Below are 23,388 nucleotides of genomic sequence, written 5' to 3' on the forward strand. Positions count from 1 at the left end.
AATGAGCAACAACGCATTGATTCCGCAAAGTAAACTTCCCAACCTGGGCACCACAATCTTTACGCAGATGAGCGCTCTGGCGCAGAAGCACAACGCCATTAACCTCTCGCAGGGGTTCCCGGATTTTGACGGTCCAGGCTATTTGCAGGAGCGTCTGGCCTGGCATGTTGCGCAGGGGGCGAATCAGTACGCGCCGATGACCGGCGTGCAGGCATTGCGTGAAGCCCTTGCCGATAAAACGGCGGAACGCTATGGCTATCAACCGGATGCCAACAGCGACATTACGGTGACGGCAGGCGCGACCGAAGCGCTGTATGCGGCGATCACCGCGCTGGTGCGTACCGGTGATGAGGTGATCTGCTTTGATCCCAGCTACGACAGCTATGCGCCAGCCATCGAACTGTCCGGCGGCGTGGTGAAGCGCGTGGCATTACAGCCGCCGCATTTTCGCCCGGACTGGCAGGCGTTTGCTGCACTGCTGAGCGACAAAACCCGGCTGGTCATTCTGAATACGCCACACAATCCCTCGGCGACCGTGTGGCAGAAGAGCGATTTTGCCGCGCTGTGGCAGGCCATTGCGGAACGTGAAATTTATGTCCTGAGCGACGAAGTGTATGAGCATATCTGCTTTGCCGGGGAAGGGCATGCCAGCGTGCTGGCCCATCCGCAACTTCGCGAGCGGGCTATCGCCGTCTCTTCCTTCGGTAAGACTTATCACATGACCGGCTGGAAAGTGGGGTACTGCGTGGCACCGGCGGCCATCAGCGCGGAGGTACGTAAAGTGCATCAGTACCTGACGTTTGCGGTGAACACTCCGGCTCAGCTGGCGCTGGCGGATATGTTGCGTGCAGAGCCTGAGCATTACCGTGAGCTGCCCGAATTTTACCGCGCACGCCGGGATCTGTTTGTAAATGCCCTGAGTCAAAGCCGTCTGGAACTCCTGCCGTGTGAAGGCACCTACTTCCTGCTGGCCGATTACAGCGCCATTTCCGATCTGGATGATGTCAGTTTCTGCCAGTGGCTGACCAAAGAGGTAGGCGTGGCGGCGATCCCGTTGTCCGTTTTTTGCGCCGATCCCTTCCCGCATAAGCTGATTCGCCTCTGCTTTGCGAAACAGGAATCGACGCTGCTGGCGGCGGCAGAACGCCTTAACGCGCTCTGATTATTTTACCGTCCAGGCTTCTGAGTAACGACGGTCTGCGAAGAGCTCCAGCAGGCCGTTGATTTGCTTCAGGCGTAAGACTTCATCGCTGTCCATGCCCAGTTCCTGACTGATTTTTTTGTCATCCCAGCCAAGCTGCACCAGTTCGCGGACGATCTCGGACATCGCATTAATCTGGTGACGACCACGCGCGCGATTGTGGCGAATGGTGGCCGCCATCCGGTCGAACTTTTGCCGCCGCTCTTTACGCAGGCAGGTCACCGGGAGATAGCCTTTGAGCTGGCGCTTCAACGCCGCCCGCTTCGAGCCAATTTCATGGCGATGAAAGCCATCGACAATCTCATAGTGCCTGGCATCACGTTCTGTTACCACAATGGGCTGGGTAAACCCGTCCATTTCCAGTGATTGACAAAGCAATCTTTTTTCCGGCGGAGCAACGTTATTGGGGTTGTAATCGTTCGCGGTGATCTCGTCCTGTTTGATCCACAGCACGCAGTCGACAGGCTGTTCGCGAAAAGGGCTATTTTCATGGATGGCCTGGCGAAAGGCGTTGATGGCTTCAATGCGTTTATCTTCGGGAAGAGACTGAAGGTAAGTGTTTATCTCGTTAATTAATTGCTGCTGCATAAGATCCCCCATTCCTTGCGTTTTGATTTCATCCGTTCGCTGTAACGCTGGTAGTGTTTGGGTTTGTTGGGACTGAATGACAGCGCCCGACACCAGTAATCGTTATTGAGTAATACCTTGCAGACGCGTCGCCAGGACGGAATATCTTTGGCCCCGATATCCCCTTCCTGGGTGTCGGGAATATCGGCCATGCCTCTCTTCTGGTACCAGTGCAAATAGATCGCGATTTTATTGCGGTAATGTTCCGCGGTGGTTTGCGGCATGCTGTCGAGAAGCAGCATGACGTATTCTTGCCAGCTGAGCGCGTCAGGTTTCAGGATTTTGCGGTGACCATAGAAATGATTGTCCTGCCCGGCATAGACCCCCCCGCTGTGTACGCCGTTTACCCGCTCACACATCGCCGCCCAGCGTTCGGGCTCCACAACATGATAGAGCCACAATCCCTGACGCTGCTCCGGACCAAAGGGTTCACAGATGCGCATATAGCGCGGTGGTACGCCTGCCTGAAACATCAGATCGTAAAGCGGGTTATAGCATCCGCCCGTTTTGGCGAACCATGTCCAGATATCGGCGGTTTTCCAGTCGTAAAGTGGATAGATGTACCAGGCATGTCCGCCAGGGGCGACCGTGGTCCAGGGTTTGTCATCAGCAAAGCGCTGCTTTCGCGCGTTGGCGATCGTCAAAAAACGGTTGTAGGATTCATCGGCGCGAATACCGATCATGATTGCCGCTGGGCGACTTCTGGCAAACCAGTCGGAAAAGGCGCGGACAAAGTCTTCAAACGTCATGCCCGGCTGGTAAAAATTGAAGTAATCGGGATCGGTCACCGCCTCTTCCGGGGGCGTACGCACCCAGGTTTTACCTGGTTCCCAGCACTGCCATTCAGGCTGGAATTGCGAGAGTGAATTTTGCGTGGTCAACGGGAGTGCCACCCACCAGCATTTTTCAATCACATCGGCGTATTGTGCGATCATGTTATTCACGTGCTGAATGGTGCAGGTGAACTGCGCTTCCCAGTCGATAAATAACAGACAGATTTTCTTTCCCATTTTTCGGGCCTGGCGGGCCGTTAAATGGAGCATAATGGTGGAATCTTTTCCGCCAGAAAACGACACGCAGACTCTGGACAGATTCTCAAGCGTCCATGTAATGCGCTCTGTTGCCGCATCAAGGACATTTTTATTGAGTGGGTGCTTATAAATTGACAAAGGCAAACTCCTCCTGGAAATAAATACCGGATGTTCATGTCAATGCAGAAGAGAGAATAATAGTAGTGAAATTAAAACCAGGTAAATGAAAACCAGCAGATTTTTTATTATCTATAAATGCGGGTTATATTTTAAGGATAATGAAATGGCTGCAAAAATCACAGCCGTTCAGATTCATTTTTGGGTGAGCTGCTCAATGAACGACGAAAAAACAGAGCTGTTGAGAGCCGAACGGTTATACGTCATGTACATTTGCATGCCGGGCAGCGTGTAAGGGGGGATGATTTTTTTTAGTCGCAATACATCACGGTATTTTTCATATATCACTTCAGGAACAAAGCCGACCAAATGTGAGGCGCTGATCATCGTGACCATACTGAATAGCGAATCACAGCGAAAACCGATGGTTCTGTCGCGATGTAGCGTATTGGCTTTTTCCCGATAGCTTTGGATGCCCGGTTCGTCGCTGAGCATCAGGGTGAATTTCTCCGCCTGCAATTCCTCCATGGTGGCCACCTCCTTCAGGCGAGGGTGATCCTCGCTGCACACCATAATGATGGAATAGTGCATATAGGGGACACAGACAGTGGAACGGTTATTGACCGGGGACAAGGTGAACACGAGATCGGCTTTACGGTAGGCCAGAAGGTCTTCTGCCGCGTCGGACGAGAGATGCATATCGTGAAGTTCCACTTCATAGTTATGCTCTCTCATTAATAAAATCATTGGGTTAAGCATGCCGCTCGTCGTGAGCATCTGCGGACCGTAAATCACGAAATTCTTTGTCAGCGACGAACCATGCATAATATTGATAGTTTGTTCGAGCTGATTAAGGTTTTGCTCAAGATGATGATGCAGGTTTACGCCAACTGTGGTGGGTGTAATCCCTTTTCCGGAACGAATGAAAAGGGGATCATTGAGCTGATTGCGCAGCCGTTGCAGTGACTGGCTGACCGCGGACGGCGTTATATAGAGCGTTTCTGCTGCCTTGCTGATGCTGAGGTGTTGGTAGATGCATTCGAAAATGACCAGCAGATTGAGATCGAATTTTTTAAGGTCGTAAAGGTTTGCCATGTTTCATCCTGAGCGTGCTGCGTTGTGTTATCACATCACTGATAACTATAGAACTAAGTTAACCATTTACCATCCATGAGGCTAACTAACTTAATTGTTATTAAAAACAAGCTTAATATATCATGACGGTAGATTAATGAAATAGAGCTTCAATGAATATTAAGGTATTTTTATCTTTAAAAGTGGAAATAAAATTGAATAAAAATAGTGTGATTTATATATCGGCACGTAATTATCACGCATTCTTATTTTTTTACCGACGTGAGTATTCATGAAAGAGGCGGCGGCTCAGTTTGATAAAACCTATCACAGCCATAGATACGATTATCCCTTATACGCATTGCCCTGCGGCGGCACGGGTGCTGTAATCAGGGGGCTGTGACAACCTTGATATAAAGGTATGTAGAGCGCAACGCAACGCCAGTGTCACTGGCACTGAAAGTTCCTGTGGAAAGTTCAGGTATCAGGGCCGCCCACCAGGGCGGCCTTTTTACTTTCAGACTTTTGTTGATTAAGTTCACTACGTTGTCTTGTTCGGGTTGTTAGGTATGGCTGATTGATTTGATAAAGCAAACGCATTAGCCCCCCTGACGAAAGTTCGTTACCTTACATCTCAACGAAAACACGGAGGAAGTACAGATGTCTTTGATTAACACCAAAATTAAACCTTTCAAAAACCAGGCGTTCAAAAACGGCGAATTCATTGAAGTCACTGAGAAAGATACCGAAGGCCGCTGGAGCGTGTTCTTCTTCTATCCGGCTGACTTCACTTTCGTTTGCCCGACTGAACTGGGTGACGTGGCCGATCACTACGACGAACTGCAGAAGCTGGGCGTAGACGTTTACTCTGTGTCTACCGACACCCACTTCACCCACAAAGCGTGGCACAGCAGCTCTGAAACCATCGCCAAAATCAAATACGCGATGATCGGCGACCCGACTGGCGCCCTGACCCGTAACTTCGACAATATGCGTGAAGATGAAGGCCTGGCAGATCGTGCGACCTTCGTTGTAGATCCGCAGGGCATTATCCAGGCTATCGAAGTTACCGCTGAAGGTATCGGCCGTGATGCATCTGACCTGCTGCGTAAAGTGAAAGCGGCTCAGTATGTGGCTTCTCACCCAGGCGAAGTGTGCCCGGCAAAATGGAAAGAAGGCGAAGCGACGCTGGCTCCATCTTTAGACCTGGTCGGCAAGATCTAAATTTCCGTCGTCTTTCACGCCATAGCTGCGTTGGCGTCGCCTGCTCACCCCGGTCACTTACTTCAGTAAGCTCCCGGGGATTCACAGGCTAGCCGTCTTGCTCTGACGCGAAATACTTTGGAAATTGTTTCACTTATGGGCGCCCCCCGCGCCCATTTCATTCCAGCACCATGATGCAAGTTGCATTCAGGCCGCCCGTTTAAGGCAGCTTGCATGATGACGTTTTTAGAGAGGGAAGAACAATGCTCGACACTACGATGAAAACCCAGCTCAAGGCATACCTTGAGAAATTGACCAAACCTGTTGAGCTGATTGCCACGCTGGACGACAGCGCTAAATCGGCAGAAATCAAGGAACTGCTGGCTGAGATCGCCGAGCTGTCACCGAAAGTGACCTTCAAAGAAGCGAACGATCTCGCCGTGCGTAAGCCATCTTTCCTGATCACTAACCCGGGCTCTGACCAGGGGCCGCGTTTTGCCGGTTCACCACTGGGCCACGAATTTACCTCACTGGTGCTGGCTCTGCTGTGGACCGGTGGGCATCCGTCGAAAGAGGCGCAGGCGCTGCTGGAGCAGATCCGCGATATCGACGGGGATTTCACCTTTGAAACCTACTATTCGCTCTCCTGCCACAACTGCCCGGACGTGGTGCAGGCGCTGAACCTGATGTCGGTCCTGAACCCGCGTATTAAACACACGGCGATTGATGGCGGCACCTTCCAGAACGAGATCACCGATCGCAACGTGATGGGCGTTCCGGCAGTGTTCCTGAATGGTCAGGAGTTTGGCCAGGGCCGTATGACCCTGTCAGAAATTGTGGCCAAAGTGGATACCGGCGCCGAAAAACGTGCCGCAGAAGCGCTGAACCAACGCGATGCGTATGATGTGCTGATTGTCGGCTCTGGCCCGGCAGGCGCCGCGGCAGCGGTCTATTCTGCACGTAAAGGTATTCGTACCGGCCTGATGGGCGAACGCTTTGGCGGCCAGGTGCTGGATACCGTGGATATCGAAAACTACATCTCTGTGCCGAAGACCGAAGGTCAGAAACTGGCTGGCGCACTCAAGGCGCACGTCAGTGATTACGCGGTGGATGTGATCGACAGCCAGAGCGCCAGCAAGCTGGTTCCGGCTGTGGTGGAAGGCGGTTTACATCAGATTGAAACGGCTTCCGGCGCGGTGCTGAAAGCCCGCAGCATTATCATTGCTACCGGCGCGAAATGGCGCAACATGAACGTGCCGGGTGAAGATCAGTATCGCACCAAAGGCGTGACCTACTGCCCGCACTGCGATGGTCCGCTTTTTAAGGGCAAACGCGTGGCGGTGATTGGCGGCGGTAACTCCGGTGTCGAAGCGGCTATCGACCTGGCGGGCATTGTTGAACACGTTACCCTGCTGGAATTTGCACCAGAGATGAAGGCAGACCAGGTTCTGCAGGATAAAGTACGCAGCCTGAACAACGTCGACATCGTGCTGAATGCGCAGACCACGGAAGTGAAGGGCGACGGCAGTAAAGTCACCGGTCTGGCGTACCGCGACCGCGTCAGTGGCGATGTGCATAGCGTTCAGCTTTCAGGGATCTTCGTGCAGATTGGTCTGCTGCCCAACACCACCTGGCTGGAAGGCGCCATTGAACGTAACCGCATGGGTGAAATCATCATCGATGCGAAGTGTGAAACCAGCGTGAAGGGCGTGTTTGCGGCGGGCGACTGTACTACCGTGCCGTACAAGCAGATCATCATCGCCACCGGTGAAGGGGCGAAAGCGTCTCTGAGCGCGTTCGACTACCTGATTCGCACCAAAACAGCATAATAAAAGTCAGTAAGACTGCACCTGCACCAGGAGAGGCCACCGAAAGGTGGCCTCTTTTTTTATCTTACGACCATCACCGGAATGTGGGTGTGACGGATGACGCTGGAGGCGTTGGAGCCCAGCAGATGCGTGGTAATGGACGGATTGCGTGAACCGATAACCACCACGTCGGCGTTCAGCTCGCTCGCCAGCTCGTTAACGGCATCGCGCACGCTGCCAAACCGGACATGCGTTTTAATGCGGGAAGGATCGATGGTGAAGTGCCCAACCATCGTTTGCAGGCGATTTTCCGCCTCGTGCTGCAGATGCTCTTCAAAGCGGCGTACATCGGCGGCAAAGCGATGCAGACTCAGGCTGGCAGAACCCGGCAGCACGTGTAGAAGATGAATAACCCCATCCTGCTGCGCCAGAAACTCCGCATGGCGTACGGCTTTGTCGCTCAGCTCCATCTCGAAAACATCAACCGGCATAATAATTCTTTGATACATACCCGTTCTCCTTGTTTATAAACGCTGAAATCATTCAACCATAAAATAGATACGGTTTTTGTAAGCGCTGCGGCACTTTTCTCTTTTCCCCCAGGATAATTCTCAAAAGCCAGGTAATCCCGGGCAGATCGTCAGAGGACGCTACCCTTAAACACTTACCCGGATCCTTTCGGAGGTCGCATGAAAGCACTCACGTACCACGGTCCACATCATGTTCGTGTCGAGAATGTCCCCGACCCTGTCATTGAACAACCTGACGATATCATCCTGCGCGTAACGGCCACGGCGATCTGCGGATCCGATCTGCATCTCTACCGCGGCAAGATCCCGAAAGTTGAGCACGGCGATATTTTTGGCCATGAGTTCATGGGCGAAGTGGTGGAGACGGGCAGGGAAGTGAAGACGTTACGAAAAGGCGACCGGGTGGTGATCCCCTTTGTCATCGCCTGCGGAGACTGCTTCTTTTGCCGCCTGCAACAGTACGCGGCCTGCGAAAACACCAACGCCGGGCAGGGTGCCGCCCTGAATAAAAAGCAAATTCCCGCGCCCGCCGCGCTGTTTGGCTACAGCCATCTCTACGGTGGTGTGCCGGGTGGACAAGCGGAATACGTTCGGGTGCCCAAAGGTAACGTCGGGCCGTTCAAAGTGCCTCAGCTGCTTTCCGATGACAAAGCGCTGTTCCTCTCCGATATTTTGCCTACCGCCTGGCAGGCGGCAAAAAATGCCCAGATTGAAAAGGGCTCCAGCGTTGCCGTTTTTGGCGCGGGGCCGGTAGGGCTACTGACTATCGCCTGTGCGCGGCTGCTTGGCGCCGAGCAGATCTTTGTGGTGGATCATCATCCGTATCGTCTGCGTTTTGCCGCGGAGCGCTACGGGGCCATCCCCATCAATTTTGATGAAGATAACGATGCAGCGGAAAAAATCATTGAGCAAACCGCAGGCCATCGCGGTGTGGACGCCGTCATTGATGCCGTCGGCTTTGAAGCCAAAGGCAGCACCACGGAAACGATCCTCAGCAACCTTAAAATAGAGGGCAGCAGCGGCAAAGCGCTGCGTCAGTGCATTGCTGCGGTTCGACGGGGCGGTGTGGTGAGCGTGCCTGGCGTTTACGCGGGCTTTATTCACGGCTTCCTGTTTGGTGATGCTTTTGATAAAGGGCTCAGTTTTAAAATGGGCCAGACCCATGTCCACGCCTGGCTCGGTGAGTTGTTACCGCTGATCGAAAAAGGGCTGCTGACGCCGGAGGAGATTGTCACCCACTATCTACCACTGGATGATGCCGAACGCGCCTACAGAATTTTCGAAAAACGGGAGGAAGCCTGCCGTAAGGTTATCCTGGTGCCAGGTGCAGAAACGCCCGAAGCGGCGGAGCAGCAGGTGAAAGGGCTGGTGAATGCGTTTCCGGGGGGCGTTGTGTGAAGCAGATTGCCTACCAGTGGCGCTCGAGATAGAGCACGGCCGTGACGATGATCGCCACAAAAATGAGAAAAATAAGTGTGATAACAACTATCTCACTCATGACCGTCCTCGCGGCACCAAAACAGGTTAAGCCTGGATTAAGGGTTTCTGGCGCAGTATAGGACGTTCGGGTGAATCTGCGGAAAGAGGATGCGCAGGCATCCTCTGTGCAACGCGGGTCGCGATGGTTCAGAAGGGATTAACGAAGGTAATCGCCTGCCGCTTCTGGCTGGTAGAGCAGTTCCAGCACTTCCAGATGGGTCGAGGCTCCGCCTGGCAGTTCCCAGTGGATGGTATCCCCGGTACGCAGACCCAGCAGGGCCGCGCCGACCGGTGCCAGCACGGAAAGCTGGGCGCTGCTGTCGGTCATCTGTGCCGGATAAACCAGCGTGCGGGTCAACTCTTCACCCGTGGTCAGGTTGCGGAATTTGACCTGGCTGTTCATGGTCACCACGTCATGCGGCATTGACTCCGGGGTGCACATCTGCGCCCGGTCGAGCTCTTCATTCAGGGCATCGGCAACCGGTAGCGAGGCGAATTCTGGTTTTTCCAGAAGTCGGTCAATACGTTCTGCGTCGAGTTCATTGATAATGATGGTGGGTCTGGACATTTTTTACTCCATGTCGTTAATACTGCGTGTAACGCAGAAACCAATCCAAAAGAAAACCCTCGCCGTCTGGCAGCGAGGGTTTAACTCTCCCGATGATACTGTCTGAGCGCGCAACTTTGAAGTGATACAGGTCACATTCATGGGCCATATGAATTTTCGCTGAAATTTATTCAGTCTTCATTTCTGGCAGATTGCGTTACGCTGACTGTTCTGAATCAGGGCGATGAGCGACACGCCATTCGCGACTTCCCCATCATTAAGAGAGCGCTATGTATTTCTATCAACCTTCTCAGGGGCACGGTCTGCCCCATGACCCGCTGAATGCCATCATTGGCCCGCGTCCGATTGGCTGGATCTCCTCCTGCGACAAGGCAGGACAGCTCAACCTGGCTCCGTATAGCTTCTTTAACTGTTTTAACTATCGTCCGCCGATTATTGGCTTTTCCAGCAATGGCTGGAAAGACAGCGTGCGTAATATTAACGAAACGGGTGAGTTTGTCTGGAACCTGGCCACGCGCGATCTGGCTGAAGCGATGAATCAAACCTCAGCCACGCTGCCACACGAAGAAGATGAGTTTACCTTTTCCGGATTGACGCCCGCTGCGAGCCAGCTGGTGAAGGCGCCGCGAGTGGCCGAGAGCCCGGTAAACTTTGAGTGTCGCCTGTCGCAGTGTATTCAGCTGACCGGCGCCGACGGTACACCGGTTGACACCTGGCTGGTGCTCGGGGAAGTGGTAGGCGTTCATATTGCCGAATCGCTGCTGGAAGAGGGGATCTATCAGACGGCGAAAGCGCAGCCCATCCTGCGTGCAGGTGGGCCGACGGCCTATTATGGGATCAGTGACGAACACCGGTTTGATCTGGTGCGCCCGATTGTGGGTCAGTAACCGACTTTATCGATAACAAACTGTTTGCCACAGTTACCCGGATGTGGCTGTGGCGCGAAAGAGTCCGCAGAGAGCGGGTTGTTAATGGTATCGGCCCTGAGCGAAATCTGCATTTCGGTCAGATAGGCCGGATTGCCATTGCAGGTCAGCTTGAACGCTTTGACGTTCTCTTTGCTCCAGCTTCTCGCCACGGCAGTATCAAAGTCTTTACGGCTTACCGTTTTACCGTAGTTGTCCGCCAGGAATTTCCCCACCGCGCTGTTTTTTATCTCCTGATTCATCCGCACCATGGTGCCGAAATAGGCGTCAGGATCAAAGCCGAAGCAGACGCCGTGTTTGGCGTATTCATAGCGTTCCAGGCAGGAGTTACCGCCTGCGCCGGGCATGACGCTGTTCAGCTTCGCGGCTCCCGACAGTGACAGCCCGGTTTCGGCGGCCGAACATTTGCGGCTGGCTTTAACTTCCGGCATGTTTGGGATTGGGCGGGTCGCGCAGCCAAAACGCATCCAGCGGCGTTCATCCACCCCGCGTGCGGCAATGGATTTTGGCAGGCCCGGCCATAAGCCGTGTACGGTCAGATAATCGGTCTTGTTATTGCTCTCTTTTTGCAGACGACACTCTTCTGGCTCGTTACGGTTACGCTCGGCCATGCTCTGGCAGAACCCGGTTTGCCAGGAAAGCGCCAGAACGTAGCGATCGAAATCGCCATATTGCGTGGCTTTGAGCGGGTCCGCCTGCGCGGAGAAGACACAGAGTGCAAGCGCCATAGCGCCAGACGGGATAACGATATCCTTCCTGAACATGTGATTTCCTGATGGGTTAACGCGATAAATTTCTGGAAGTTATTAAAGCACAAAAAGCGCCCGCAGGCGCTTTTTGGATATCGGTCATTGAGCTCAGGCTGCGCCGGGAACCAGAACCTCGGTCGCGATAATCACGATGATCAGGCCCACAAGCACCGGTACCGACGTGCGTTTTACCACTTCGAACGGCGAGATTTTTGCCATCCCGGCGACCGCTACCACCACCCCTGATACCGGCGAAATGGTACGACCGAGGTTTGACGCCTGCAGCATGGGAATGGAGAGGTAAGCCGGGTTAATACCGGAAGAGTGTGCCAGTTTTGGGATCATCTCAACGAAGGCGTAGAACGGCGCGTTACCTGAACCGGTGGTCATTGCCGCCAGCATGGTCAGCACCACCAGCACCAGCATCAGGATAATGCTGGCAGAGCCGAACGATGTGGCGATGGAGATGAGACTCTGAATAAAGCCAATGGTGCTCAGGCCCTGCGCGAAGACGCCTGCCGCCACCAACAGCATCACGACGCCTGCGAACGCATCTGCCATACCGCGATACGCCACTTCCAGGCCTGAAAATACCTTCTGGGTATTGAAACCGCGAATAAATTCCAGCACGGCGGCCAGAAGCATACAAATAACCAGAATGGTAATGATGTGCAGCTGTGGTCCCCATTTGCCGTCAAAAATCAGCACACCGATAATAGGCGTGAACGGCAGAATCGAATAGAACGCCGGGGCGGTGGTGGTGATTTCATTCACATCCATCATTTCATGACTGATATTTTCTTTTTTATCGAGATAACGTTGCCAGAAGAAATGTGCGATCCCCATCCCTACAATAGCCACAATAGAAATAGGCAGCGTGGTTTTAAAGGCGAAATCGATGAGTGACATTTCTGCCGCTTTCGCCGCCAGCACGACGTCACCGGAGGTTGGGGAAAGAATTATTGCCGCCGGAGAGGCGCAGATTGCCGCCGCGGCACCACGGCTGATGCCGACGTTAACCATGACCGGGAACAGGGTAGCCATCAATAACACCCCCAGGCCAGTGGCTGACGAAACGGCCAGCGACATGAGACAGGCGAGGAAGTAGGCTGCCACCATCAGCAGATACGGGGAGTTGATGTACTGCAGCGGCTTAGAGGCCAGCTTCACGACCATATCGTTAGCACCAATATGGGTCATGTAGGCGGCAAAACCGCACAGCATCATGATCATCATGCCCAGATCGCCACCGCGGCTCATGAGCAGAATTTTAATGTATTCAACAATGTCTGTGGCGGTATAGCCGGTGCTGGTTGCGCTGGCAGGTAAGACCTGATGACCCATCAGCGCGCTGATGATCAGTAAGGTCAGGCCGCCGACAAATAACACGCCCGTGGCGGAATACCCCTTAATGATGTAGCGCGCTACACCGACAATGACAACGACTCCGATAAGGAGCTCTAAAAACGTAAGCATGATTTCCCCTGTATCCTTGCTCCCCGAGAGCACAAATAATCAATAAAAAAGAAGGATGAGAATGTGCCGAATTAATGGCCAGTCCTTGCTGATTAAAATCAATAAATATACTACTAAAGCAGATGTTAGCGATATTTTTGCCATTGCGATGGCAATAATGACATGTGGGTATTGACCGATTGGTTGAGTAGAGTATGTCATTTAAATGCTAATGAGTTGTTAATTTACTGGTTGTAGATTAACACGTTCTTGATTAAGAAGGTAAAAGACTTTTCAAACCAGCTGTGCCGGGGGAGTGATCCGCTCTGAGCCGCGCCAGCGTAGGGCAGGCAGTCGGAGAGAAAGAAAAGTCTGACTGCAGATGCTAATGGTTAAATTTATACGACCTTGACCGGCGTTTATGTTTGCCCTGAAAGCCATAATAAAAATGAGGTTATTAATGTCCGTAAACATTATTTGATAACTGCTGAACAGGTACCGGACAGGCGATTATTCAGCATGGGGCAATGCATCACTCAGAATATTCTCGCAAAATGGCTGATTAATTAGGAGTAATGCTGATGCTGTTAAGGCTCCATTCAACTATTTTATGGTAAACTTTGCCTCGAATACTAAGAATGGTAATTGCATTGTGATCGGACGTAATAATTTTTTCTTCATTTTTTTGTTTATTTTTGCGCAGTTAACGTTCTCTTCTGTTGCACTGGCTGAAGAGAACGCGACGGATAAAGGCTGGTTCTCCACCTTTACGGATAATGTCTCTCAAACCTGGAGCGCGCCAGAGCACTATGACCTCTATGTGCCGGCGATCACCTGGCATGCACGCTTTGCCTACGACAAAGAAAAGACGGACAAATATAACGAGCGCCCATGGGGAGCCGGTTTTGGTCAGTCGCGCTGGGACGAAAAAGGAAACTGGAATGGCATCTATCTGATGGCCTTTAAAGATTCCTTTAACAAATGGGAACCGATCGGCGGCTATGGCTGGGAGAAAACATGGCGTCCGTTAACTGACGACAACTTCCATGTTGGTCTCGGCTACACCGTTGGGGTGACCGCGCGCGACAACTGGAACTATATCCCCATTCCGGTTCTGTTGCCGCTGGCCTCGATTGGCTATGGCCCTGCAACGTTCCAGATGACCTACATTCCCGGTACGTACAACAACGGTAACGTTTACTTCGCCTGGATGCGTTTTCAGTTTTAACTGAAAAAACGGTGACGGACTGGTGAAAAAACGCGCAGCCGTTGAATCATATGGGATAAAAATCCGCCAGCGAAAATTAACGCGACTTTAGTCACTTTTTATCAAAGATCCGCTGGACAAAAGCTCCCACAATTGATGTACTGGTAACCGACACAGCATTTGTGTCGTTTTTTAATGTAAAGGTAATTTTGATGTCTAAGATTAAAGGTAACGTTAAGTGGTTTAATGAGTCCAAAGGATTCGGTTTCATTACTCCTGAAGATGGCAGCAAAGACGTGTTCGTACACTTCTCTGCAATCCAGTCTAATGGTTTCAAAACTCTGGCTGAAGGTCAGCGTGTAGAGTTCGAAATCACTAACGGTGCCAAAGGCCCTTCTGCTGCTAACGTAATCGCTCTGTAATTCAGACGCGTCAGCAAGAATTTCAAAACCCGCTCACTGAGCGGGTTTTTTTCGTTTTGTCTCAGCCAAGCAGATACATTTTCAGGAAGCTGGCAACGATCAGCACGCTCAACAACACCACGCCTGCGCTCATCAAACTCTCTTTCATTCTGTCACCCTCGTTCTGTATTGGCACCAGAGTGACAGAGAAAAATTAAGCCAACATTAACGCTCCGGCTGTTAGTGGGGAGTGGCGGATGAAAATAGCCAGAATGCGATCCCCGTCATCGCAAAGGAGCCGAGCATATTGATGGCAATGTTTACCAGCGCCCAGCCGATACGGCCCTCCTGAAACAAAAATACCGTTTCCGCAGAAAAGGTGGAGAAGGTGGTTAAACCGCCGCAGAATCCGGTGGTAATCAATACTTTCCACATTGGGTCGATGTGCGTCATGCGGTTAAACCAGGCCAGCCCCATGCCAATAATAAACGCACCAATCAGGTTTGCCGCCAGTGTCCCCATTGGGATCGCCTGATGCAGAGGATTAAACCGCATACTCAGGAACCACCGCGCAACGCTTCCCGTCCCCCCACCAATAAAAACAGCTAAAAGGAGTTGTAACACTGTAAATACCTGCTATTTGATGTGTAAGAGTGGCGAGTTTAACGCTGTTTATGTTTAGGGGACAAATATGTATGTTGCGGTAGGGCAGTTTGCGGTCACGCCTCGCTGGCAGGAGAACGCGGCTCAATGCGTCTCGCTGATGACGCAGGCACAACGAAAGGGCGCGTCGCTGCTGGTGTTGCCAGAGGCCTTGCTGGCTCGCGATGATAACGACCCGGATTTGTCGGTGAAATCTGCGCAGGCGCTTGATGGGCCATTTTTACAGCAATTACTGACCGCGAGTGTGGGTAATGACATGACCACGATTTTGACGGTGCATGTGCCGTCAACGCCTGGTCGGGCGGTGAATACGCTGGTGGCCATCCGTGGCGGCGGCATCATCGCCAGCTATGCCAAGCTTCATCTCTATGATGCGTTCAGTATTCAGGAGTCGCGCCAGGTTGACCCGGGTGACTGTGTACCGCCCCTGATCGCGGTTGAGGGGTTAAACATTGGGCTGATGACCTGCTACGATCTTCGTTTCCCTGAGCTGGCGCTGAGCCTGGCATTACAGGGCGCGGATGTGCTGGTTCTGCCTGCCGCATGGGTCAGGGGGCCGCTGAAAGAGCATCACTGGGCCACGTTGCTTACGGCGCGTGCGCTGGATACCACCTGTTATGTGGTCGCGGCAGGAGAGTGCGGCAATAAAAATATCGGGCAGAGCAGGGTGATTGACCCGCTGGGCGTTACGATTGCCGCCGCAGCGGAAGGTCCGGTTATGCTGATGACGGAGATAATTTCGGAAAGGATTGCGCTTGCACGGCAGCAATTACCTGTTCTTCACAACCGCCGTTTTGCGCCACCGCAATTATTGTGATGTTTTTTTCAACAATGCTTGATTCACCTTGTTACAGATTGCTATTGTGTGCACGCGCCAAATGACCGTTAATACGATCGGGTTTTGGTGCTGAATGCAGCCTGTTTTATGTTAAGAAGGTATCTATGGGTGAGATTAGTATTACCAAACTGCTGGTGGTTGCCGCACTGGTCGTCCTGCTGTTTGGTACCAAGAAGTTACGCACGCTGGGTGGTGACCTGGGTGCCGCCATCAAAGGCTTTAAGAAAGCGATGAACGACGATGATGCGGCAGCGAAGAAAAGCGCCGAGGATACCGTTCCGGCTGAAAAGCTCTCTCACAAAGAGTAACGGCAATGCCTGATGGCTTGCGAAAAAAAACCGGCTCAACAGGCCGGTTTTTTTGTATTCCTGTAAGTGAATATTACAGGGTTATTTAACTTCTTCGCCTTTTGCCTGCATATCAGCATGGTAAGAGGAGCGTACAAATGGACCGCAAGCAGCGTGGGTGAAGCCCATCGCCATCGCTTCGGCTTTCATCTCATCAAACTCATCCGGGCTAACGTAGCGCTGCACGGGCAGGTGATGGCGGCTAGGCTGCAGATACTGGCCCAGCGTCAGCATGGTCACGCCGTGGCGACGCAGATCGCGCATCACTTCAATGATTTCGTCGTTGGTTTCACCAAGACCCACCATCAGGCCTGACTTGGTAGGAATATGCGGATGCGCTTCTTTGAACCGCTCCAGCAGCTTCAGAGACCAGTTGTAATCAGCACCCGGACGCACCTGGCGATAGAGACGCGGTACGTTCTCCAGGTTGTGGTTAAAGACGTCTGGTGGCGTTGCGGTCAGGATATCCAGTGCACGGTCCATACGGCCGCGGAAGTCCGGAACCAGCGTCTCAATCTTAATGTTCGGGCTTTTCTCGCGAATGGCAGTAATACAGTCAGCAAAGTGCTGAGCACCACCATCGCGCAGGTCATCACGGTCAACGGAGGTAATGACCACATAACGCAGCGCCATATCAGCGATGGTCTGCGCCAGTTTTTGGGGTTCGTTTGCATCAGGCGCCACCGGGCGGCCATGCGCAACATCGCAGAACGGGCAACGACGGGTGCAGATGGCACCCAGAATCATAAACGTCGCGGTGCCGTGGTTGAAACACTCAGCAAGGTTCGGGCAAGACGCTTCTTCACAAACGGAGTGAAGGCCATTCTTACGCATCGCCGCTTTGATCCCCTGGATACGCGAAGAGTCGGCCGGAAGTTTGATTTTCATCCATTCCGGTTTTCTTAACAGCGCCTCGCGCTCTGTAGCCACGTTTTTAACCGGGATAAGGGCCATTTTATCGGCATCGCGGTATTTAACACCGCGTTCCATCACAATGGGTTTACTCATAGCGTGCGTGTTCCAGTTGCGAATATCGAAGGAAAGCGTTTCAATTCAAGGGAATGTTGTATTTATCAACTATTTTTGAACGAACGACAGGCAGTATATCATTGAAACGGTCGGTAAAGCAGCCTGCCAGGTCGCCAATTTGTAAAATAGTTGTTGTTTTGTGCCTTTTGCCCTGCGTGCGGCAGGGACTTGTGCTGTGTCAACCTGTCAGAAGGCCTGGCGGATGATGCGGATCACGTTTTCGAGTACCGGATCGCGCAGACTGAGCTTATTGTAATGCAGTGAAATCTCGATAGATTCTGCATTGAGCTGGCTGAGCGGAATGCTCTCCAGTGGCCAACATTTACGCAGCAGGTGATACAGGCGTGACGGCATGATGCAGAGCATATCACTGCTGCCAATCAGGGACGCGGTAGTGAACATATTGTAACTGCTGAAGCTGATCTGGCGCTCCGGGAAGATGTCATCAATACGCTGGCGCAGCGAATGGTGAGACTGTCCTTCCGTCATGAATGACGAGTGATCGTAGTTACGCAGATTTTCAATGGTGAGTGGCTCACTGAGCACCGGGTGCTGCTGGCGACAGACCAGCACCAGGTTGTCGGCGTAGAGGACATTTTGCCCTAACGCTCTGGCGCTGAAGCTGCCGCTGTCGATAATCAAATCAGTCTGGAACTGGGCAAGCTGCACATCAGGCTCGCTGAGGGGAACATTACGCAGCAGGAGTTGCGGTGCATGCTCTTTTACGGCCTGATAAATCGCAGGCATGACTAACACCCCCACAGAGGGAGAGCAGCCGATGGTGATGGTTCGCTGTTTGTCGTAGCTTCCGGTTAAATCCAGCGCGCCCAGAATCGACTCCAGCCCCTGGCTGATGTACTCATGCAGATGCGTGGCGTACGCCGTGGGGGTAACCCCCTGTCCCTTACGAATAAATAACGGATCAGGAAATATAGCGCGCAGTTTTTGAATTGACTGGCTTATTGCAGAGGGCGTGAGATTAAGAATTTTCGCAGCGTTAACGATACCCTTGTGGACATATACTGCCTCAAAAATAGTCAGTAAATTGAGATCAATATTACGTAAAGTCCGAAAAATTTGCGGCTTGTCTTCGCCACCGGGTTCATTCAGGCGTTTGGCTGGTAAATTATTATACTCCACGCTTTTACTCCGTACACATTCACAACATGAATGATAGTTGAATTTATTTATTATGCTTGTAGAGATTCGTAAAGTGTTGGTTTTGTTTCACTTGTTTATCAAAAACAACCAGTTGAGTGATTATCACGCAAGTTACTTAGGTCCTGCACGCAGCGCTGACGGGAGGCTAAATAATATGGATCGGTAATATTCGAGCGCTTCGAAAATATAGAATCTGCGGATTATTGTAAAGTGTAAAAGCGGCAATTAAATCGTGGCCCGTCAAATTATCGAGCCACAATGTATAATATATTAAGCAGTGATATATTCGTGCGGGGGATTGTTAAGTAGCGCTAACATATTAGCTAAAAGCACAGGACGGATATTTTCTGTCGTTGCGGTGTCGACCCACTGGCACACTTGCGTCATTTCCATCCCGGCATAGCCGCAGGGGTTGATGCGCTGGAAAGGCTTCAAATCCATATTAATGTTTAACGCCAGCCCGTGAAAAGAGCAGCCTTTACGGATACGCAGCCCGAGCGAGCAGATCTTCATCTCGCCCACGTAGACACCCGGCGCGTCGGCCCGCGGATGCGCATCAATACCGTATTCCGCCAGCGTGTTGACGACCGTTTGCTCAAGCAGAGTTACCAGCTCGCGTACGCCCAGCTTTCTGCGCTTGAGGTTCAGGAGAACGTACATCACCTGTTGCCCTGGGCCATGGTACGTAACCTGCCCGCCGCGGTCGCTCTGAATAACCGGGATATCGCCCGTCATCAATAAATGTTCCGCTTTTCCCGCTTGCCCCTGCGTAAACACCGGCAGGTGTTCTACCAGCCAGATTTCATCGGGGGTGGTGTCATCGCGTGAGTCGGTGAAGTCATGCATAGCCTGGGAGACAGGCTCATAAGGTTGCAGCCCGAGATGACGGACAAGAATTTTATCCTGGTACAAAACGACGTCTCCGAAGACGAGGGACAAAAGATGAGGGGGAGTATATCACAGCGGGGAAAGGGGTTACCCGGCAAACCGGGTAACCGCAGAGGGACTACAGCACCATACGAACAATTTCGATATTACCGAGCTCTTCGTACAGCGTCTCCACCTGCTCGATGTGTGTCGCGGTGATGGTAATGGATACCGAGTGGTAGTTGCCCTTGCTGCTTGGTTTTACTGACGGAGAGTAGTCACCCGGCGCATGGCGCTGTACCACTTCAACCACCTGATCAACCAGCTCAGGTTTCGCCAGACCCATTACTTTGTAAGTAAATGGGGTAGGGAATTCAAGCAGTTCGTTAAGTTTGGTTTTCATGTCAGCTCCGGCGTAACGTCAAAAAAGAATAACTCCCACGTCAGGTGGGAGTTATCAGGATACTTAGTATATGGGGATCAAAATCACACTTTCAAGTGTTCAATTTTTAGCCAAACCAGTGATGGAACATCAATTTAATGTAATCAATGATTTTGCCGAAGAAATTGCCTTCAGGAATTTCCTGCAGGACAACCAGCGGGCGCTGATCGATAGTTTTGCCATCCAGCTGGAAGTTGATGGTACCCACAACCTGATTTTTCTGCAGTGGTGCATGCAGCTCGGTGGTGTTCAGTACGTAGCTGGCTTTCAGGTCTTTCATGCGGCCACGTGGAATGGTCAGGTACAGATCTTTGTCCACGCCCAGGGAGGCGCGATCGTTGTCACCGAACCAGACCGGCTCAGAGGCAAACTCTTTGCCTGCTTTCAGTGGGTTCACGGTTTCGAAGAAACGGAAGCCCCAGGTCAGCAGTTTTTTACTTTCTGTCTCACGGCCTTTAAAGGTACGACCGCCCATCACGGCAGAGATCAGGCGCATCTGACCTTCGGTAGCAGAGGCAACCAGGTTGTAACCCGCTTTGTCGGTATGACCCGTTTTGATGCCGTCAACGTTCAGGCTGTTATCCCACAGCAGGCCGTTACGGTTGGTCTGACGAATACCGTTGAAGGTGAACTCTTTCTCTTTATAGATGGCATATTCGTTCGGTACGTCGCGGATCAGCGCCTGGCCAATCAGCGCCATATCGCGCGCAGAGCTGTACTGCCCTTCAGCATCCAGGCCGTGAACGGTCTGGAAGTGGCTGTTTTTCAGACCCAGTGCAGAAACGTAGCTGTTCATCAGGCCAACAAACGCATCCTGGCTGCCCGCAGCGAAATCGGCCATCGCGACGCAGGCGTCGTTACCGGACTGCAGGTTGATACCACGAATCAGCTGAGAGACCGGAACCTGCATACCCGGTTTCAGGAACATCAAAGAAGAACCCTTGAAGACCGGGTTCCCGGTTGCCCACGCATCGTTACCGATAGTGACCAGGTCAGTTTCCTTGAATTTACCTGCTTTCATGGCCTGGCCGATGACGTAGCTGGTCATCATTTTGGTCAGGCTGGCCGGATCGCGACGGGCATCGGCATTCTGTTCGGCCAGAACTTTGCCAGAGTTGTAATCGATCAGGATGTAGGATTCCGCGTCGATTTGCGGAACGCCAGGGATCATGGTCTTGATATTCAGGTCATCGGCGTGAGCTGCGGAGAGTGCAGCCGCGCAAAGGGCCGTGGTCAGCGCCATGCGCTGCACAAAACGAGCAGAAAAAGTGGTCTTCATGGTCAGAACTACGACATCCGTGATGGAATTAAAAAAAGTGCCTTACTATAGCAAATGCTATTCAGGCAGGCATCCGACTTTAAGCATGAGTTTGTGAATGTGTTTTACACAAACTGACAATTCGGATACCGCCGATAAATTACTTCGCTACCGCGATAAATGACTGGAGTTGCGCTTCATTTTGCAGTCGCTGCTGCAGGGTCGCTGCCTGCGATTTGCTGGCAAACGGTCCCATCTGAATACGCCACACCGCTCCGTTTTGCTCAACGCGGCCTGGGACGCCAAACTGCTGGCTCAGGCGCTGTTGATACTGCTGTGCACGGGCCTGATCGCTGACGGCGCCCACCTGGACGACAAAGCCGCCGCTGGTAGCGGCGGCGGCAGGCGCTGCCACCGCTGTGCTCTGGGTGGTGGCCGGTGCGGTGACGGGAGCAGGCTGCTGCACGACAGGGGCGGCAACAGGCGCGGGGGTAGGCTCACTGCCTTCCAGCACACCTGAGGCTAAGTTCGTCGGTGCCCCCAGGAAACCGCTACTCTTTACCGGTGCGCCAGTGCTGTCATCGCTTTGCAGCGTATCGTTGCTGATAGGGCGCACTTCTCCGCCAGGCTGAGAAGGCTCGGCCGGCGATGAGACGCTTCCCATGCCGCCGTCAAGATTTGGACGGTCAGGAAGGGCATACGTCTGTTTTGCCACTGTCGTACATGCGGTACCCGGCCCGGAAAGCGAACCATCCTGCGCCACGATAATCGGGTCAATACGAACCTTGGTGTTGTTCGAGGTGTTCAGGCGGTCGGCGGACGCGCGCGACAGCGAAATCACGCGGTCGTTACCGTACGGACCACGGTCGTTTATGCGTACCACGATCATACGACCATTCGCCAGGTTGGTGATACGGGCGTAGCTTGGGATAGGCAGCGTCGGATGCGCCGCAGTGAGTTGCGTCGGGTCGAACGCTTCTCCAGATGCCGTCAGGTTGCTCCCGGGTTCCGCATCATAAATGGCGGCGAAACCCGCCTGGCTGAAACGGGAAGGGTCCTGAACGATTTTGTAGCTTTTGCCGTCACGCTCATAATCCTGATTCGCGCTGGCATTCAGCGGTTCATAAACGGGATCGGCGCCGCTGATTTCAACGACAGGGCCATTACACACCGCAGGCTGCGGCGGCGCGACGGTTGCCTGTTGCTGACCATCATCACTTGTGCACGCCGCAAGCAAACTTGCCGCAATGCAGATCCCCAGCCACTGCTTACGCATTCCGATCCCCTTATTTTTATACGCTTTTTGACAACATTTTTCTGTGGGTATGGATCGACATCACGATACCAAACCCGGCCATCAACACGATCAGTGCCGAGCCTCCGTAACTCACCAGCGGAAGCGGAACGCCTACAACCGGCAGAATACCACTCACCATACCAATATTTACGAAGACATAAACGAATAAAATCAACATCAACCCACCCGCCATCACGCGGCCAAAGGTGGTTTGCGCACGCGCGGCAATCCACAGCCCGCGCATGATCAACAGTACATACAGCGCGAGTAAGATCAAGATGCCGACCAGCCCCAGCTCTTCCGCCAGTACCGCAAAGATAAAGTCGGTGTGGCGCTCAGGTAAGAACTCCAGCTGTGACTGGGTGCCGTGCAGCCAGCCTTTACCGCGCAGGCCACCGGAGCCAATCGCGATCTTGGACTGAATAATATGATAGCCCGCACCCAGCGGATCGGTTTCCGGATCGAGCAGCATCATCACGCGCTGGCGCTGGTAATCATGCATCAGGAAGAACCAGAGAATAGGGATGAACGCGGCGACCAGCACCACCGCGATACCAATCAGACGCCAGCTCAGGCCCGACAAGAAAAGAACAAACAGGCCGGAGAGCGCGATAAGGATCGAGGTGCCAAGGTCAGGCTGCGCCGCCACCAGCAACGTTGGCAGGAAAATCAGTACCAGCGCGATGGCGGTATTTTTCAGAGATGGCGGACAGACATCACGGTTGATAAAGCGTGCCACCATCAGTGGAACGGCGATTTTGGCAATTTCCGAGGGCTGGAAGCGAACCACGCCCAGATCCAGCCAGCGCTGTGCACCTTTGGAGATAGCACCAAACGCATCTACCGCAACCAGCAAAATAATACAGAAGATATAGAGATAGGGCGCCCAGCCTTCATAGACGCGCGGCGGGATCTGCGCCATCACCACCATGATGACCAGACCCATCGCGATCTGGCCAATTTTGCGCTCCATCATGCCGATGTCCTGGCCGCTGGCGCTCCAGATAACCAGGGCGCTGTAGACCAGCAGAGCCAGCAGGATCAGCAGCATGGCTGGGTCGATGTGAATTTTATCCCACAGCGATTTTTTATTTGGATTATCCGTCATGA

The 23,388-nt window shown here is 52.7% G+C and carries 25 protein-coding genes; 9 read left to right on the plus strand and 16 right to left on the minus strand.

The annotated features are described in order from the left end of the window. Position 1: 1 nt before the first annotated feature. Complete coding sequence (locus ACTJJI_RS02010; RefSeq protein WP_319851684.1) at positions 2 to 1,162, plus strand: pyridoxal phosphate-dependent aminotransferase; 1,161 nt, start codon at positions 2 to 4, stop codon at positions 1,160 to 1,162. Here the strand turns inward: ACTJJI_RS02010 and ACTJJI_RS02015 are convergent, their stop codons facing one another. From ACTJJI_RS02015 to citR, 3 genes are all read right to left on the minus strand, one after another. Next, positions 1,163 to 1,801, minus strand: coding sequence for an IbrB-like domain-containing protein (locus tag ACTJJI_RS02015; RefSeq protein WP_373371729.1), 639 nt, complete (start codon positions 1,799 to 1,801; stop codon positions 1,163 to 1,165). Beyond that, on the minus strand, positions 1,774 to 2,997 hold the full coding sequence (locus ACTJJI_RS02020) for a phosphoadenosine phosphosulfate reductase (RefSeq protein ID WP_014831062.1): 1,224 nt from the start codon (positions 2,995 to 2,997) through the stop codon (positions 1,774 to 1,776). Before ACTJJI_RS02020 ends, ACTJJI_RS02015 begins: the two co-directional genes overlap by 28 nt. 174 nt (positions 2,998 to 3,171) lie before the next feature. Further along, complete coding sequence (gene citR, locus ACTJJI_RS02025) at positions 3,172 to 4,071, minus strand: DNA-binding transcriptional repressor CitR (RefSeq protein ID WP_014831063.1); 900 nt, start codon at positions 4,069 to 4,071, stop codon at positions 3,172 to 3,174. Between the two features lie 639 nt (positions 4,072 to 4,710). Between citR and ahpC the strand changes: the two genes are divergently transcribed. After that, positions 4,711 to 5,274 (plus strand): alkyl hydroperoxide reductase subunit C, encoded by a 564-nt coding sequence (gene ahpC, locus ACTJJI_RS02030; protein WP_008501015.1) that lies wholly within the window; start codon positions 4,711 to 4,713, stop codon positions 5,272 to 5,274. A gap of 242 nt (positions 5,275 to 5,516) precedes the next feature. Beyond that, the gene (gene ahpF / locus ACTJJI_RS02035; RefSeq protein ID WP_014831064.1) at positions 5,517 to 7,082 is read left to right on the plus strand and encodes an alkyl hydroperoxide reductase subunit F; all 1,566 of its coding nucleotides are present in this window, start codon (positions 5,517 to 5,519) and stop codon (positions 7,080 to 7,082) included. A 59-nt stretch (positions 7,083 to 7,141) separates the two neighbouring features. Here ahpF and uspG read toward each other — a convergent pair whose 3' ends face one another. Further along, complete coding sequence (uspG, locus tag ACTJJI_RS02040) at positions 7,142 to 7,570, minus strand: universal stress protein UspG (RefSeq protein ID WP_014831065.1); 429 nt, start codon at positions 7,568 to 7,570, stop codon at positions 7,142 to 7,144. 180 nt (positions 7,571 to 7,750) lie between these two features. Between uspG and ACTJJI_RS02045 the strand changes: the two genes are divergently transcribed. Beyond that, positions 7,751 to 8,989, plus strand: coding sequence for a zinc-dependent alcohol dehydrogenase (locus ACTJJI_RS02045; protein ID WP_046888685.1), 1,239 nt, complete (start codon positions 7,751 to 7,753; stop codon positions 8,987 to 8,989). Positions 8,990 to 8,999: 10 nt separating this feature from the next. Here ACTJJI_RS02045 and yldA read toward each other — a convergent pair whose 3' ends face one another. Both yldA and rnk read right to left on the minus strand, forming a co-directional pair. Then, a complete protein-coding gene (gene yldA, locus ACTJJI_RS02050) occupies positions 9,000 to 9,089 on the minus strand; it encodes a small membrane protein YldA (RefSeq protein WP_274517437.1) in 90 nt (29 codons plus the stop codon). Between the two features lie 138 nt (positions 9,090 to 9,227). Next, positions 9,228 to 9,638: a nucleoside diphosphate kinase regulator gene (gene rnk, locus ACTJJI_RS02055; protein ID WP_014831067.1), complete on the minus strand. Its 411-nt coding sequence runs from the start codon at positions 9,636 to 9,638 to the stop codon at positions 9,228 to 9,230. A 269-nt stretch (positions 9,639 to 9,907) separates the two neighbouring features. Here rnk and ACTJJI_RS02060 point away from each other — a divergent pair, with 269 nt between their 5' ends. Then, complete coding sequence (locus tag ACTJJI_RS02060; protein WP_153908434.1) at positions 9,908 to 10,525, plus strand: flavin reductase family protein; 618 nt, start codon at positions 9,908 to 9,910, stop codon at positions 10,523 to 10,525. Here ACTJJI_RS02060 and rna read toward each other — a convergent pair. Together rna and dcuC are read right to left on the minus strand one after the other, a co-directional pair. Further along, entirely contained in the window at positions 10,519 to 11,328 is an 810-nt protein-coding gene (rna, locus tag ACTJJI_RS02065; RefSeq protein ID WP_046888687.1) for a ribonuclease I, read from the minus strand. The two genes, ACTJJI_RS02060 and rna, sit on opposite strands and share 7 nt — an antisense overlap. 93 nt (positions 11,329 to 11,421) lie before the next feature. Then, the gene (dcuC, locus tag ACTJJI_RS02070) at positions 11,422 to 12,789 is read right to left on the minus strand and encodes an anaerobic C4-dicarboxylate transporter DcuC (protein ID WP_014831070.1); all 1,368 of its coding nucleotides are present in this window, start codon (positions 12,787 to 12,789) and stop codon (positions 11,422 to 11,424) included. Positions 12,790 to 13,378: 589 nt separating this feature from the next. On the opposite strand from dcuC, the gene pagP reads away from it, so the two are divergent. After that, positions 13,379 to 13,996: a lipid IV(A) palmitoyltransferase PagP gene (gene pagP / locus ACTJJI_RS02075; protein WP_046888688.1), complete on the plus strand. Its 618-nt coding sequence runs from the start codon at positions 13,379 to 13,381 to the stop codon at positions 13,994 to 13,996. Between the two features lie 191 nt (positions 13,997 to 14,187). Continuing rightward, complete coding sequence (gene cspE / locus ACTJJI_RS02080; protein ID WP_002439184.1) at positions 14,188 to 14,397, plus strand: transcription antiterminator/RNA stability regulator CspE; 210 nt, start codon at positions 14,188 to 14,190, stop codon at positions 14,395 to 14,397. Between the two features lie 219 nt (positions 14,398 to 14,616). On the opposite strand, the gene crcB is transcribed toward cspE, so the two are convergent. Then, positions 14,617 to 15,000, minus strand: coding sequence for a fluoride efflux transporter CrcB (crcB, locus tag ACTJJI_RS02085; RefSeq protein WP_014831072.1), 384 nt, complete (start codon positions 14,998 to 15,000; stop codon positions 14,617 to 14,619). 67 nt (positions 15,001 to 15,067) lie between these two features. Between crcB and ACTJJI_RS02090 the strand changes: the two genes are divergently transcribed. Both ACTJJI_RS02090 and tatE read left to right on the plus strand, forming a co-directional pair. Continuing rightward, complete coding sequence (locus ACTJJI_RS02090) at positions 15,068 to 15,856, plus strand: deaminated glutathione amidase (RefSeq protein ID WP_163281716.1); 789 nt, start codon at positions 15,068 to 15,070, stop codon at positions 15,854 to 15,856. 125 nt (positions 15,857 to 15,981) lie between these two features. Then, the gene (tatE, locus tag ACTJJI_RS02095) at positions 15,982 to 16,185 is read left to right on the plus strand and encodes a twin-arginine translocase subunit TatE (protein WP_013097596.1); all 204 of its coding nucleotides are present in this window, start codon (positions 15,982 to 15,984) and stop codon (positions 16,183 to 16,185) included. 81 nt (positions 16,186 to 16,266) lie between these two features. On the opposite strand, the gene lipA is transcribed toward tatE, so the two are convergent. The 7 genes from lipA to mrdB all read right to left on the minus strand — a co-directional run bounded on the left by lipA (position 16,267) and on the right by mrdB (position 23,386). Beyond that, a complete protein-coding gene (lipA, locus tag ACTJJI_RS02100; RefSeq protein ID WP_013097595.1) occupies positions 16,267 to 17,232 on the minus strand; it encodes a lipoyl synthase in 966 nt (321 codons plus the stop codon). Between the two features lie 207 nt (positions 17,233 to 17,439). Further along, entirely contained in the window at positions 17,440 to 18,393 is a 954-nt protein-coding gene (locus ACTJJI_RS02105) for a YbeF family transcriptional regulator (RefSeq protein WP_014831074.1), read from the minus strand. Between the two features lie 291 nt (positions 18,394 to 18,684). After that, entirely contained in the window at positions 18,685 to 19,326 is a 642-nt protein-coding gene (gene lipB / locus ACTJJI_RS02110) for a lipoyl(octanoyl) transferase LipB (RefSeq protein WP_014831075.1), read from the minus strand. Positions 19,327 to 19,420: 94 nt separating this feature from the next. Continuing rightward, positions 19,421 to 19,684: a DUF493 family protein YbeD gene (gene ybeD, locus ACTJJI_RS02115; RefSeq protein WP_003858718.1), complete on the minus strand. Its 264-nt coding sequence runs from the start codon at positions 19,682 to 19,684 to the stop codon at positions 19,421 to 19,423. A 106-nt stretch (positions 19,685 to 19,790) separates the two neighbouring features. Next, on the minus strand, positions 19,791 to 21,002 hold the full coding sequence (dacA, locus tag ACTJJI_RS02120; protein ID WP_013097592.1) for a D-alanyl-D-alanine carboxypeptidase DacA: 1,212 nt from the start codon (positions 21,000 to 21,002) through the stop codon (positions 19,791 to 19,793). A gap of 139 nt (positions 21,003 to 21,141) precedes the next feature. After that, positions 21,142 to 22,257, minus strand: a complete 1,116-nt coding sequence (gene rlpA / locus ACTJJI_RS02125) for an endolytic peptidoglycan transglycosylase RlpA (RefSeq protein WP_440652876.1) — start codon at positions 22,255 to 22,257, stop codon at positions 21,142 to 21,144. 16 nt (positions 22,258 to 22,273) lie between these two features. Next, the gene (mrdB, locus tag ACTJJI_RS02130; protein ID WP_013097590.1) at positions 22,274 to 23,386 is read right to left on the minus strand and encodes a peptidoglycan glycosyltransferase MrdB; all 1,113 of its coding nucleotides are present in this window, start codon (positions 23,384 to 23,386) and stop codon (positions 22,274 to 22,276) included. Positions 23,387 to 23,388: the final 2 nt, after the last annotated feature.

This window comes from Enterobacter sp. 22466, from assembly GCF_052044775.1.
GTDB classification, from domain to species: domain Bacteria; phylum Pseudomonadota; class Gammaproteobacteria; order Enterobacterales; family Enterobacteriaceae; genus Enterobacter; species Enterobacter dissolvens.